The sequence below is a fragment of the Aeromonas sp. PS2Canimalfood6 genome, from assembly GCF_048276795.1.
Lineage (GTDB): Bacteria > Pseudomonadota > Gammaproteobacteria > Enterobacterales > Aeromonadaceae > Aeromonas > Aeromonas caviae.
Map to the genome: position 1 here is coordinate 1 of NZ_JBLUXC010000037.1, position 13,016 is coordinate 13,016.

Consider the following 13,016-nt stretch of genomic DNA (forward strand, 5'->3'; position numbering starts at 1 on the left):
GGCGCTCGCAATATTTTAGCGGCGGGACACGCCGTTTTAGCCTGTGGAGGCGCGGTGCAATCAGGCCGCCCGATGAAGCAGGAACCCGGTACTGCGCGAGCAGCTATCACCCAGTAATGGGGATCCCCCTCCTGTGACGCGAAGCGCTAAGGTGGGGGAGGATGTCAAGGACTCTTCATCTTCGGTGGAGAGGAACACCTTCTTCTGCTCGTTCCAGAGCCAGGGCGCATGGGCCTTGTCGTCGTAGTAACGCACATACTGGCCTTGCATCACGTGGGCCGGGTTGTTGGGATCCAGACCCCAGGCCTGGCCGTAGCTCGGCAGGGTGGTGATGCCGAGGCTGGCCGCGTGCTCCAGGTTCTTGGCATGCCACATGGGCACGGCGCCACCGCCAATCTCCTTGCCGTTCTTGTCAAGGTCATGCCAGATGTTGTCGATGCCTACCGCCCCGTTGCCGCACGGAATGGTGCTGCCACCGGTGCCCGGCTGGCAATCGCTCTGGCTCGGCAGCGCCGCCTTGCCACCCAGACCGTGGGTGCCACCGGTGACCCCCTGCCAGCCACGGGTGTAATAGGGCACCCCTATGTTGATCTTGCCCGCCGCCAGGGCACCACGGAAGTAGTGGGCCGCCCAGGCGGAGTTGAGATAGCCGATGCCGCCAAACTGGGCCTGGGTGTAGACACCCCACTGGGACAACTCGGGATCCGCCTTGTTGTCGAACAGGGCGGCGTTGTGACCGACGAAGTGGTTCCAGGCACCGTGGAAGTCATAGGTCATCAGGTTGACGTAGTCGAGGTACTGGGTGACCTGGAAGTTTTCCATGCCGCGCAGCAGGTAGGCCGAGGCCGGCGAGGCGATGGTCAGCATGTACTTGCGACCGTCCTCGGTGCCGGCGCTGTCGAGCTTGTTGCGCAGGGTCTTCATCAGCACTTCATAGTTCGCAAAGAGCTTGCCGCGACACTGGTTGGAGAGCGGGAAATCGTTGGGGTTGCCCGCATCCTTCATGGAGGTGGGGTACTCGTAGTCGATATCCACCCCATCGAAGCCGTACTGGCGGATGAAGCCCACGGCCGAGTCGGCAAAGGCGTTGATGCTGGCGGTGTTGACCGAGCAGTCGCCCTTGGTGGTGGCGGCGTAGAAGCCGCGGGTATCGGCCCAGCCCCCGACGGAGATGAGGGTCTTCACGTCCGGGTACTGCTTCTTGTACTTGGACAGCAGGTTGAAGTGACCCTGATAGGCGAACTCCGGATCCATCTCGGCGCCCGGCACCCCGTTCCAGGTCAGCTTGGTAGCGGCGTCATCCACCTTGATGGTGTGACTCTGCTCGTCCACCGCCGCGAAGGCGTAGTTGATGTGGGTGATCTTGTCCCAGGGAATGTCGCTCACCAGGTAGGCGGGCAGGCCGTTCTTGCCGGTGCGCCAGGAGGTGAAATACCCGATGACGCGGCGGCCGTGGTCATCCCCCATGCACTCGCTGCCGTCGGCGCGGTAGATCTGGCGCACGTCGCAGGAGAGGTTGCCGCCGGTAGGGGGCAGGGCCGCTTCTTCCACCTGCACGTCCACCTGGGCCGACTCGCCAGAGAGGTTGCTCTTGTCGGTCGCCACCAGCTTGAGGCCGGTCAGCCCCTTGTTCTGGGGCGTCCAGCTCAGCTGCCAGGGGGCGCTGGTGTCCTCGCCCACCTTCTGGCCATTCACGAAGAGCTCGACCTTGGCGACGTCGTCATTGGCATCGGTGACATTGCCGCTCACGGTGAGGGCGCGGCCCAGGGTCACCCTGGCACCGGCGGCGGGGCTTGCGATGCTCACCCTGGGCGCCTCTGGCGCCACCACGGCGGCGACCTTGAAGCTCGAATCCGCCTCGCTCAGCACCTTGCCGTCTTTATCCAGCGCCCGGGCCTTGAGGGCGTGATTGCCCGCACCGGCGGCAGACCAGCTGGCACTCCAGGGAGAAGCCGTGGCGGTGGCGACCAGAGCGCCGTCGATGAGGTATTCCACCCGGGCGAGCGCCGTGACCGGGCCGCTCAGCGTCACCGCCAGGGCCACACTGGCCCCCTCGCTGACGCTGGCACCCACGGCGGGGGAGCCGATGGCGACGACCAGGGCCGGCGGCGGCACCTCGCCACCATACAGCTTCCAGGCATCGGCCCAGACCACCCCCACCCCGGGGGCGTAGTGATAGGGGGACGCGCCGCACCAGCCGGAGTAAGGGAATTCCTTGCATTCATAGAGGGCGCCTGCGTTGCTGACGATGTCGCCAGCCTTGTAGGCGGTGCCGGCCTGATAGGCGGGGTAAGCAGCCTGCGCCCAGGCAGGGACGGCCGCAAGGGCGACCAGCATGGCAAGCCTGCTGGGCCTCAAGATCTGTTGCATATTGTTATCTTCCTTGTTTTGTCTTGGCTTCAATACCGGGAAAAGCGCAATCGCAACAGGGAACAAGGGAGCGACAACAGGCCATGGACGGGCCACAAACCCTCAAGTCACCCTGGGTAACCCCGCTGTCTGGCCCGGATGGGACAGATCGGAGGCTTTGCGTCCCGGCATCACTGCCGGTTTGCCCTTTGCCTGGGTTCCGTGAGGAACGGCTCGAGTATAGGAAGCAAGTGACCACTGCTCAATCTTTATTCTCGAAGGAAAATATGTGAATGCTGGCCGCCTCACACTTTTCGCTCCCACCTGATGACAAATAGATCATCAATATCAAACTGTTAGCCACGTCAAAAAATGGCAGATGGGCTCCTTTGTCTCCTCATAATGTGCGTTGGTTCACTGGTCAGAGCTGCCAGAAATGTGACAATGCGCGCCCTTGGCCACGATGCCAAGGCTATGGAAACACTGGCAAAAATAAAAAAAGGAATACCCATGAAAGGAACACCTACCCTGCTGTCGCTGGCCGTGGGGCTCGCGCTCGCGTCCCCGTCTCTCTACGCCGCCGGCTTCAGTTGCCCGGCCGACAGTGCCCTCACCCCCATCCCCGCCATCCAGGGCAGTGGCGACAAGAGCCCCCTCGTCCCGGACGATCAGTTCGAAAGCGCCCAGAGCGTCTCGGTCAAGGCGGTGGTCTCGGGTCTGGGGGAAAGCCTCAACAAGGGCTTCTACCTGCTGGATGTGCAGGGGGACGGCAACCCCGAGACGTCGGACGGCATTTTCGTCTACCTCAACGACAAGAACTTCGCCAGCAAGTACCCGGATATCCAGCCGGGTGCCCTGGTCTGTCTGGAGGCCAAGGTCGAGGAGTATTACGGCCACACCCAGCTCAAGCCCCTGTTTGACGGCAGCACGCCGCGCCTGACGACCCTGGCCCAGGGCGCCGCCCCGGCCGCCACGGCGCTGCGGGTACTGGAGGGGGAAACCCTGGCCCGGGCCCTTGAGCGTCACGAAGGGATGCGGGTGCGCCTTGACGCCGACAGCGCCCTCAAGATCAGCCGCAACTTCAGCTACGACTATGCCGCCCGGCGCAACAACCTGGTGCTCGCTCACGGCGCCCCGCTGATGAAGCCGACCCAGCTCCATGTGGCGAGCAGCCCCGAGGCCGTGGCGCTGGCCGAGGCCAACGCCAGCAACCGGGTCTTCCTCGAGTCGGACTTCAAGGCGGGGGACGGCAAGCTCCCCTGGCTGCCCGCCTGGGAGCCGGAGCAGGGTTACCTGCGCATCGGCGATGCCCCGGTCAATCTGGAGGCCATGGTCGGCTACAGCTACAACGAGTACCGCCTGATCGTGCCCCGGGATCAGACCATCACCGCGGGGGATCTGCTGCGCACCGGCGACAACGACCGCCAGAGCGCCCCGGCCCGGCTGGATGGCTCTGACCTTCGCATCGGCAGCTTCAACGTGCTCAACTACTTCACCAGCCACTCCAGCGTGGGGGGCGCCCTCAACGTGCTCTGCGCGGATCAGGCGGATGCGGACAGCGCCAAGGGCTGCAACCGCGGCGCCAAGAGCCTGGAGGAGTTCCAGTTGCAGCGCGCCAAGATCGTCAACGCCATCACCGAGATGGACGCCGACCTGCTCGGCCTGATGGAGATGGAGAACAACGGCTTTGACGAGCACGCCGCCCTCCACGATCTGGTGGAGAGCCTCAACGCCAGGCAGAAGGAGGCGAGCAAGCACTACGCCTTCGTCACCCTGCCCAAGGCCCTGCTCACGGAGGATCGCTTCTTTGGCGGCGACGCCATCATGGTGGCCATGATCTACCGCCCCGCCCTGCTCACCCCGAGCGGGGATGCCGACGTCATCCCCCTGCCCCAGCAGCGCTACACCACGGGCGGCGTCACCAAGAGCGCCGGTCAGCGGGACTCCCTGGTCCAGCGCTTCACCGTGGCGGGCAGCGACGCCCCCCTGACCCTGGTGGTCAACCACCTCAAGTCCAAGGGGTCGGGCTGCTATGAGAACGGGGATGGCAAGACGGAGCCTGCGGATCTGCAGGGCAAGTGCACCGAGTTTCGGGTGAGCGCCGCCAAGGTGCTGGGGGAGGCGGTGAGCAAGATGCCGGGCCAGGTGCTGCTGGTGGGGGACTTCAACTCCTACGCCAAGGAGGATCCCATCCGGGTGCTGACCGACTATGCGCCGGTCGCGGGGGAGCGCCAGATCCGCTCCGCTTCCCACACCTACATCGGCGACAAGCCCTATGAGCAGATGGGCCAGACGGTGGCCAAGGGTTACGGCCTGGTGGATCTGAACGTCAAGTTCAACCAGGAGAAGGCCATCTCCTACAGCTACGAGGCCGAGCTCGGCACCCTGGACTACGCCCTCGCCAACCCGGCGCTGGCTGACAAGGTGGTGGCGGTGGCCGACTGGCACATCAACTCCTTCGAGAGCAACCTGTTCGAATATGGCAGCGCCTACACCGGCGATCTCATCAAGTCGGACAACCCCTTCAGCGCCTCGGACCACGACCCCGTCATCGTTGACCTCAAGCTCAAGGAAGCGAGCAAGGGGGGTGGCGGCGCCATGGGCGCCCTGCTGCTGGCCCTGTTGCCGCTCGCCTGGCGGCGCCGTCGCTAAGACGCGGCATCCTCGATGCCAGGTGCAAAGCCCGCGATGATCGCGGGCTTTTTTTGTGCCAGGGCCATTTGAAAAACAAATGCAAAGGGCCACATCATGGGATTAATAAATACCCTGTTGCCCCCGCCTCGCCCCTTTCCCAGGGGCTGGTACCCTGTCGACGGGGAAACCCGGTACTGACACCAGGGGCCGGATGGCGTATCCCGCAGGCTGCCGAACGAACCAACCACCACACGGCAGAGGATGGCGTCGCGCAGCCCGCGCCATGGCCATGGCGGCATCGGCGCCAATCCCCGTCAGCAGCGGCCAGGGCCGCTGATGCCCTCGCGGACAGGGTGAAGCGCCATTTGCCAGACAAATGCAAAGGGCGAGATCATGGGAAATCCAAATGACAGGCAAACAAAAAGGCCACCGCGATGCGGTGGCCTTGGTGCTTTCTTGCGAAATATGGTGGAGCTACGCGGGATCGAACCGCGGACCTCTTGCATGCCATGCAAGCGCTCTCCCAGCTGAGCTATAACCCCGATGTGTGTGAGTGACACTGAATCACTCTGAATTTGGTGGAGCTACGCGGGATCGAACCGCGGACCTCTTGCATGCCATGCAAGCGCTCTCCCAGCTGAGCTATAACCCCAAATTCGGTACTGAATGAATGGTTCTGGCGGCCATTCATCCTCAATAATGGTGGAGCTACGCGGGATCGAACCGCGGACCTCTTGCATGCCATGCAAGCGCTCTCCCAGCTGAGCTATAACCCCACAAAGGTCGGCCTGGGTGATACACACCGCACTGCCCTGGGTACTTCATGTCAATCGGGAACCTGGTGGAGCTACGCGGGATCGAACCGCGGACCTCTTGCATGCCATGCAAGCGCTCTCCCAGCTGAGCTATAACCCCTTGGACTCCAGATTGTTCGAGGAGAATTTGGTGGAGCTACGCGGGATCGAACCGCGGACCTCTTGCATGCCATGCAAGCGCTCTCCCAGCTGAGCTATAACCCCAACTCACCTCGGCGCTACCAAAGTTATCTCTGGCAACGGAGGCGCATGATAGGCATCACCCGCTTTGCTGTCAACCCAAAATTCTCACCCGCTGGAGCGTTTAGTCAAAATTCAGGCAGTTAGCTGTTTTTACCGCCAACCTCGTCGCTATGTCGCTGTTTTACGTCGCAAATCCGCTTGAGGCCAAAATACAAAGGGCCCCCGTCAGGGGGCCCTTTTCATGCCATGGCCGATGTTTATTCTGCGGCCATGCGCGCTTCGATAGACGCCAGGGCGCGGTCGATACGAGCGAGGCCCGCTCCTTGCCCACCAGCGCCATCACGGCGTCGGCGATGCCAGGGGACTGACCCGTATCGGCGCTCTGAATTACTCGGCGGCCATGCGCGCTTCGATATACGCCAAAGCGCGGTCGATACGAGCGAGGACCCGCTCCTTGCCCACCAGCGCCATCACTGCGTCGATGGCGGGGGAGAGATTACCCCAGACCGGTGACGGCAATGTGCGACGGCAAGCTTACTCGGCGGCCATGCGCGCTTCGATATACGCTAGGGCGCGGTCGATGCGGGCGAGGACCCGCTCCTTGCCCACCAGCGCCATCACGGCATCGATGGCAGGAGACTGGCCCAGACCGGTGACGGCCACACGCAGCGGCATGCCGACCTTGCCCATGCCCTGACCCAGCTCGGCGGCGGTCGCTTCAATCAGCTCGTGCAGCGCCTCGGTGGTCCAGGTCTCCAGGGCCGCCAGCTTGGCCTTGGCCAGAGCCAGCGGCTCGGCAGCCACACCGCGCAGGTGCTTCTTGGCAGCGGCTTCGTCGATGGCCTCGTACTCTTCGAACAGGTAGCGGCTCTGGGCAGCCACCTCCACCAGGGTGTTGCAGCGCTCGGCCAGCAGGGTGACCACGTCGGCCAGCGCCGGACCATTGCTGGTGTCGATCTGCTGGTGTTCCATGTGCCAGGCCAGGTGCTTGGCCACATAGGCCGGATCCAGGCTGCGCATGTAGTGATTGTTCAGCCACAAGAGCTTGTCGGTGTTGAAGGCGGAGGCGGACTTGGAGATGGCATCCAGGCTGAACAGCTTGATCATCTCGTCGAGGGTGAAGATCTCCTGATCCCCATGGGACCAGCCCAGACGTACCAGATAGTTCAGTAGCGCTTCCGGCAGGTAGCCGTCGTCACGGTACTGCATGACGGAGACGGCGCCGTGGCGCTTGGAGAGTTTGGCGCCGTCGTCACCCAGGATCATGGAGACGTGGGCAAACTCCGGTACCGGCGCGTTCAGCGCCTTGTAGATGTTGATCTGGCGCGGGGTGTTGTTGATGTGGTCTTCCCCACGCACCACGTGGGTGATCTCCATGTCCCAGTCATCGACCACCACGCAGAAGTTGTAGGTCGGCGCGCCGTCGGTACGGCGGATGATGAGATCGTCCAGCTCGGTGTTGGCGAACTCGATGCGGCCACGGACGTGGTCATCGAACACCACGGAGCCTTCGGTCGGGTTGCGGAAGCGAATCACGTGGGGCGCATCGGCAGGGTGATCGTGGGCGCCATCCCGGCACTTGCCGTCATAGCGGGGCTTCTCGCCGTTGGCCATCTGGCCTTCACGCAGCGCTTCCAGCCGCTCCTTGGAGCAGTAGCACTTGTAGGCACGGCCGTCGGCCAGCATCTCGTCGATGAGGCCGTTGTAGCGATCGAAGCGCTTGGTCTGGTAGTAGGGGCCCTCATCCCAGTTCAGCTCCAGCCATTCCATGCCCTCAATGATGGCGTCGATGGCCTCCTGAGTGGAACGTTCCAGATCGGTATCCTCGATACGCAGCACAAACTCACCGCCCTGGTTCTTTGCAAACAACCAGGAATAGAGTGCGGTACGGGCACCGCCGACATGCAAAAAGCCGGTCGGGCTGGGAGCAAAACGGGTTTTGACTTTCATCTTTAAGCCTTGTGTAGAGGGCCTTGGGCCAATTCGTTAAAAAAACCGTCGCATTTTAGCACCGACAATGACGGATGGGAAAACCATGGCGAGGCAGAGGGGAAAATAGGGTCTATTCCCGCAAAAACCGCTGTTTTAGAGTGATGTCTCAGAATTTTCCCTTTTTTCCCGCTTAGCTAGGCGAGGTTGCTGGAGAGATCTCCCGCACAGCCGATACTTCAGTCACCCCGTCAACGAACCCTCAACGATACAAGGAACGCGCGATGCAGTTTCGTTCTATCCAGAATCGTATCCTGGTACTGGCCGGTGTCGCCATGACCACGGCCCTGGTCATCCTGATCCTGCTCAACCAGTATTCAGGCCGGCAGACCCAGCAGCTCACCATCGACTCCAGCCGCGCCGCCCTGCAACAGGAGGCGTGGCAGAAGGTGAGCGCCAACGCCCGCGCCGAGGCCGCCACCATCACCCAGCTGCTGCAAAAGGGGCTCTCCTACACCCAGCAGATGGCCAGCGTCTTCGCCCGCCAGCAGGAGGGCAAGCTGCCGCTGGATCGCCAGCAAGCCACCGATCTGCTCAAGGCCCAGCTTGCCCTGGAGCCCCAGCTCTATGGCGCCTTCGCGGGCTTCGAGCCCAACGGCTTCGACGGCCAGGACGAAAGCTTCGCCGGCCAGAGCGCGCTCGGCAGTGACGACAAGGGGCGCTTCGTTCCCTATTTCTATCGCGACAAGGAGCAGATCGGCAGCGATCTGCTGCTCTCCATCGAGAAGAGCGATCCGGACGAGTTCGGCAACCCGGCCAACGACTACTACGCCTGCCCGAAACGGGAGGGGCGCCCCTGCCTCATCGATCCCTTCAAGGTGGACATCAACGGCCAGCAGGTGCTGGTGAGCACCATCACCACCCCCATCCTGGTGGATGGCCGGTTCAAGGGCATCGCCGCGCTGGATCTGGCGGTGGACTCCATCAGCCGCCAGGCCCAGTCCCTCAACAGCAACATCTATGACGGCAAGGGGGAGACCCTGATCGTCAGCGCCGCCGGCGTCATCACCGGCACCAGCGGCGACGCCAGCCTGCTCGGCAGCCGCGCCGACAAGGTGCTCGGCAACGGCTGGCAGCAGTACCTCAAACCGGACGTGCAGCGCCAGGAGCTCACCGACGCGTTTCGCATCTCGGTGCCCATTGCGGTGCCCGGCATGGCCCGCAACTGGGCCATCATCGTCACCCTGCCCTACAAGGTGGTGCTGGCGGGAGCGGACGAGCTGGCACGCCAGCTCACCGACATGAACCGCGCCGCCATGACCCAGCAGCTCATCGGTGCCCTCATCGTACTGGCGCTGGCCCTTGGCACCATGCTGGTCATTGCCCGCAGCATCACGGGCCCCATCCGCCAGATGGTGAGCCTGGTGGATGACATCGCCGACGGCGAGGGGGATCTCACCAAGCGCCTGGAGAGCCGCTCCCGGGACGAGCTGGGGGCCCTGGCCCGGGGCATCAATCGCTTCATCGACAAGCTGCAGGCCTTGCTCGGGGATGTGCAGAAGACCGCGAGCGAGGTCCATCGCCACGCCGGGGATACCGATCGCATCGCCGGACAGACCGACAGCAACCTGCAGCATCACCAGGCGGAAATGGAGCAGATGCTGACCGCGGTACAGGAGATGTCCTACGTCAGCCAGGAGGTGGCCACCCACGCCAACAACACCGCCGACTCCGCCAAGCAGGCCCAGAGCGCGGCGGACGAGGGCAAGGTACGCTTCCAGCGGGTGATCCACTCCATGCACAAGGTGGCCGCCGAGGCAGGCAAGGGAGCCGAAGTGGTGGAAGGGCTGGCTCACGACAGCGAGCAGATCACCAGCATCCTCACCGTCATCCAGGGGATCGCCGATCAGACCAACCTGCTGGCACTCAACGCCGCCATCGAGGCGGCCCGGGCCGGCGAGCAGGGGCGCGGTTTTGCGGTGGTGGCCGACGAGGTGCGCAAGCTGGCGGGCAACACCCAGCAGGCGGTGCAGAATACCCAGGAGCTGATCGACAAGATCCGCCACAGCTCCACCAACGCGGTCAACGCCATCCAGCAGAGCCAGCAGCTGACCCATCAGGCGGTGGGGGAAGCGGATCAGGCGGAGGCGGCCCTCGGCAGCATCTTCCAGGCCATCGCCACCATCAACGACATGACCTACCAAATCGCCTCCGCCGCCGAGGAGCAGAGCTCGGTTTCCGAGACTGTCTCCGGCAATCTGTCAAAAACCAGCGCACTGGCCAACGACATCGCCAGGGACGCCACCAGCACGGCCAACGCCAGTCAGGCCTTGCGTCAGGCGGCGGAACGTTTGCAGCAATTGTTGGGTCAGTTTCGTCTCAGCTGATAATTTTCATGCTCCGGACTCTCCCCCTCGGGGGCGAGTCCGTTTACCATAGGCGGCATATTTGCCTGATGGCAGGCAATGTAGTGAGAGGTAAATGCCGTGCCCACCCCGGACCGTCGCCCACGTGGCCATAACAGACGAGCCCAGCAGCGTCGCCAAGACGAATCACAAGGAACCCTGCTCCAACGTATCAACGCGGCTACCCTGCCCCTGCGTCAGCGTCTCGGCCAGGGCATGAGTGGCCTGGGTCAGCGCAACAAGGAGCCGAAGGCGGCCTCGTTCAAGCTGGCAAGCCCCCTGCCCCGCAAACACACCATAGGGTTGCTGGTGCTGATCCCGCTCTGGCTGCTGGTGCTGGCCTGGGAGCCCGCCCCCGCCGCCCCCACCACGGCGCCGTCAGGCTCTCTGGCGGTCCCCCTGGCCGTGCCGGCCCAGGCCCTGACCGTCGGCAACGCCGGTGAGCCCCAGGCCGCCAAGCCCGTCGAGGAAAAAGTGGATGGCACCTGGTTGCAGCACGACGTACAGGCCGGTGAAACCCTCTACTCCATCTTCCGCAAGTTCGAGTTGCCGGGGGCCGAGCTCAGCCGGCTCATCGCCATCGAAGGGCCGGACAGGCCGCTGACCCGGCTGCAGTCGGGCAAGTCGGTGTTCATCCTGGTGGACACCAGCCGCCGCATCCAGCGGGTCGAGGTCCGCTCTCTCGGTCAGGTCAGCTACCGCTACGACCGCCAGGGGGAAGGGTTCGCCCTCAAGGAATAAGGGGCTCGACCACCCCCTCTTATGCAGACGGGAGGCCATGGCTTCCCGTTTTTTTTGATGTGAAGCATGAAACAAGCTGCTGACTTCACAATACTTTTAGCTCGCTCAAAAAATGAAAAGTGCCAAATTGACAAGGGATCGGGCTCCAGTACAATCGGTCAGGCTTTAGACAGGGATTGTGCTACATGCTACTGGGACAAAGAGACGTGGTCAGTCATGCTTCAACCCCTGACTTCCAGGCAAATGCTGCCCAACCAGGCTTAGTTTCATTTTGTTATAGATAGGACTTACCACATGTCTGACATTCGCACCGGCCAAGTAAAATGGTTCAACGAAACCAAGGGTTTTGGCTTCATCGAGCAATCCCAGGGACCGGACGTTTTCGTTCACTTCTCCTCCATCCAGAGCGCAGGTTTCAAGACCCTGGCTGAAGGTCAAAAAGTCCAGTTCACTGTGACCCAGGGCAAAAAAGGCCCTCAGGCCGAGAACGTCACCGTTATCTGAGCCAGCGCCAGTGAACCCGTAGGAGGAGCCATCGCCCCTCCTATTTTTTTGCCCGCGATCTTTCCTTCCCGACCGGCAGAGCTCTTGTCGGGCTTGCCATCCCCACCTGCAAGCCGCTTATGGCCGCCACCAGCCGCTATAAATCAAAATGATGAGTTTTGGTTAAATGCCCCGGTTTTAACTTATAGCGAGCCACTGTCTGTCATTCAGGCCCTGCCAAGCCTGTTAGCCGACCGCAAAGGGTTGTGCCCGATCTCCGGGAGGCTATTAGCAAGCAATACATCTTGGTCTTATGACTTGGGATGTGCGGGGAAGAGAGAAAACAGGCAAACGCCGGATACGACAAGTCATCGCGGCGCGATGTGATGGGCAATTCAATTCAAAGGGATTATGAGGACGTCGAAGAGAGATTGGAGCGGGAAACGAGACTCGAACTCGCGACCCCGACCTTGGCAAGCGCGGATCATGCTCTACCAACAGGACGCGGCAGTGATGGTACTGAGAAACTGGATTCGTGTACTTGGGGGAGAGATTGAGTTCGAAGGGTTCGAAGGGTTCGAAGAGAGATTGGAGCGGGAAACGAGACTCGAACTCGCGACCCCGACCTTGGCAAGGTCGTGCTCTACCAACTGAGCTATTCCCGCAACAGGATGTCATCTGCAAGTGATTGGAGCGGGAAACGAGACTCGAACTCGCGACCCCGACCTTGGCAAGGTCGTGCTCTACCAACTGAGCTATTCCCGCAACGGAATGTCACTTACACATATCTACCGGACACTGTTTGGAGCGGGAAACGAGACTCGAACTCGCGACCCCGACCTTGGCAAGGTCGTGCTCTACCAACTGAGCTATTCCCGCAACAGAATGTCATCTGCAAGTGATTGGAGCGGGAAACGAGACTCGAACTCGCGACCCCGACCTTGGCAAGGTCGTGCTCTACCAACTGAGCTATTCCCGCATCGGAATATCACTTACATATTTTTGGAGCCAGCAACGAGAATCGCGCTCGCTACCCCAGCCTTGGCAAGCACTCAACATGCTCTACCAACGCGGTGACTCCGGCACTGCATATTGGAGCGGGAAACGAGACTCGAACTCGCGACCCCGACCTTGGCAAGGTCGTGCTCTACCAACTGAGCTATTCCCGCAACATGGATTGTCTTGAGGCTGTGCTGATGATTGGAGCGGGAAACGAGACTCGAACTCGCGACCCCGACCTTGGCAAGGTCGTGCTCTACCAACTGAGCTATTCCCGCATCGGAACGTCATCAGCAAACATTTTGGAGCGGGAAACGAGACTCGAACTCGCGACCCCGACCTTGGCAAGGTCGTGCTCTACCAACTGAGCTATTCCCGCAAAACCTGAAAACAGACCGTACAGCATTTGGTTGCTTGCGCTACTGTACGGGAGCCGAATTATAAGAGCAGACATTCCAATTGCAAGGGCTTTTTTGTC

5 protein-coding genes, 12 tRNA genes, 2 pseudogenes and 1 riboswitch are annotated in these 13,016 nt (G+C 62.0%); of the genes and pseudogenes, 4 read left to right on the forward strand and 15 right to left on the reverse strand.

The genetic code is table 11. The annotated features are described in order from the left end of the window. Positions 1-165: 165 nt before the first annotated feature. A pseudogene (locus ACNPAA_RS14485) lies at positions 166-2,337 on the reverse strand (glycosyl hydrolase family 18 protein); the annotation flags it as partial. A 145-nt stretch (positions 2,338-2,482) separates the two neighbouring features. Next, positions 2,483-2,566: riboswitch (cyclic di-GMP riboswitch) on the reverse strand. A gap of 293 nt (positions 2,567-2,859) precedes the next feature. Between ACNPAA_RS14485 and ACNPAA_RS14490 the strand changes: the two are divergent. After that, on the forward strand, positions 2,860-5,001 hold the full coding sequence (locus tag ACNPAA_RS14490) for an ExeM/NucH family extracellular endonuclease (protein WP_161470355.1): 2,142 nt from the start codon (positions 2,860-2,862) through the stop codon (positions 4,999-5,001). Positions 5,002-5,449: 448 nt separating this feature from the next. On the opposite strand, the gene ACNPAA_RS14495 is transcribed toward ACNPAA_RS14490, so the two are convergent. From ACNPAA_RS14495 to gltX, 7 genes and pseudogenes are all read right to left on the reverse strand, one after another. Further along, positions 5,450-5,525 (reverse strand) — tRNA-Ala (locus ACNPAA_RS14495). Positions 5,526-5,559: 34 nt separating this feature from the next. Beyond that, a tRNA-Ala gene (locus tag ACNPAA_RS14500) sits at positions 5,560-5,635 on the reverse strand. Positions 5,636-5,683: 48 nt separating this feature from the next. Then, a tRNA-Ala gene (locus tag ACNPAA_RS14505) sits at positions 5,684-5,759 on the reverse strand. Positions 5,760-5,822: 63 nt separating this feature from the next. Beyond that, positions 5,823-5,898: transfer RNA gene (locus ACNPAA_RS14510), tRNA-Ala, on the reverse strand. Positions 5,899-5,926: 28 nt separating this feature from the next. Next, positions 5,927-6,002 (reverse strand) — tRNA-Ala (locus tag ACNPAA_RS14515). 366 nt (positions 6,003-6,368) lie between these two features. Next, positions 6,369-6,473 (reverse strand): annotated as a pseudogene (locus ACNPAA_RS14520) (glutamyl-tRNA synthetase); the annotation flags it as partial. 42 nt (positions 6,474-6,515) lie between these two features. After that, positions 6,516-7,931 (reverse strand): glutamate--tRNA ligase, encoded by a 1,416-nt coding sequence (gene gltX, locus ACNPAA_RS14525; protein ID WP_043154316.1) that lies wholly within the window; start codon positions 7,929-7,931, stop codon positions 6,516-6,518. A 263-nt stretch (positions 7,932-8,194) separates the two neighbouring features. On the opposite strand from gltX, the gene ACNPAA_RS14530 reads away from it, so the two are divergent. From ACNPAA_RS14530 to ACNPAA_RS14540, 3 genes are all read left to right on the forward strand, one after another. Further along, positions 8,195-10,297 (forward strand): methyl-accepting chemotaxis protein, encoded by a 2,103-nt coding sequence (locus tag ACNPAA_RS14530; RefSeq protein WP_346198950.1) that lies wholly within the window; start codon positions 8,195-8,197, stop codon positions 10,295-10,297. A gap of 99 nt (positions 10,298-10,396) precedes the next feature. Then, positions 10,397-11,056: a LysM-like peptidoglycan-binding domain-containing protein gene (locus tag ACNPAA_RS14535; protein ID WP_010675484.1), complete on the forward strand. Its 660-nt coding sequence runs from the start codon at positions 10,397-10,399 to the stop codon at positions 11,054-11,056. A gap of 294 nt (positions 11,057-11,350) precedes the next feature. Beyond that, a complete protein-coding gene (locus ACNPAA_RS14540; RefSeq protein WP_005297820.1) occupies positions 11,351-11,560 on the forward strand; it encodes a cold-shock protein in 210 nt (69 codons plus the stop codon). A 568-nt stretch (positions 11,561-12,128) separates the two neighbouring features. Here the strand turns inward: ACNPAA_RS14540 and ACNPAA_RS14545 are convergent. The 7 genes from ACNPAA_RS14545 to ACNPAA_RS14575 all read right to left on the reverse strand — a co-directional run bounded on the left by ACNPAA_RS14545 (position 12,129) and on the right by ACNPAA_RS14575 (position 12,917). Beyond that, positions 12,129-12,204 (reverse strand) — tRNA-Gly (locus ACNPAA_RS14545). A gap of 24 nt (positions 12,205-12,228) precedes the next feature. Further along, positions 12,229-12,304: transfer RNA gene (locus ACNPAA_RS14550), tRNA-Gly, on the reverse strand. Positions 12,305-12,342: 38 nt separating this feature from the next. Continuing rightward, positions 12,343-12,418, reverse strand: a tRNA-Gly gene (locus tag ACNPAA_RS14555). Between the two features lie 24 nt (positions 12,419-12,442). Next, positions 12,443-12,518: transfer RNA gene (locus ACNPAA_RS14560), tRNA-Gly, on the reverse strand. Positions 12,519-12,632: 114 nt separating this feature from the next. After that, positions 12,633-12,708 (reverse strand) — tRNA-Gly (locus tag ACNPAA_RS14565). A gap of 32 nt (positions 12,709-12,740) precedes the next feature. Beyond that, positions 12,741-12,816: transfer RNA gene (locus ACNPAA_RS14570), tRNA-Gly, on the reverse strand. 25 nt (positions 12,817-12,841) lie between these two features. Further along, a tRNA-Gly gene (locus tag ACNPAA_RS14575) sits at positions 12,842-12,917 on the reverse strand. Positions 12,918-13,016 lie beyond the last annotated feature (99 nt).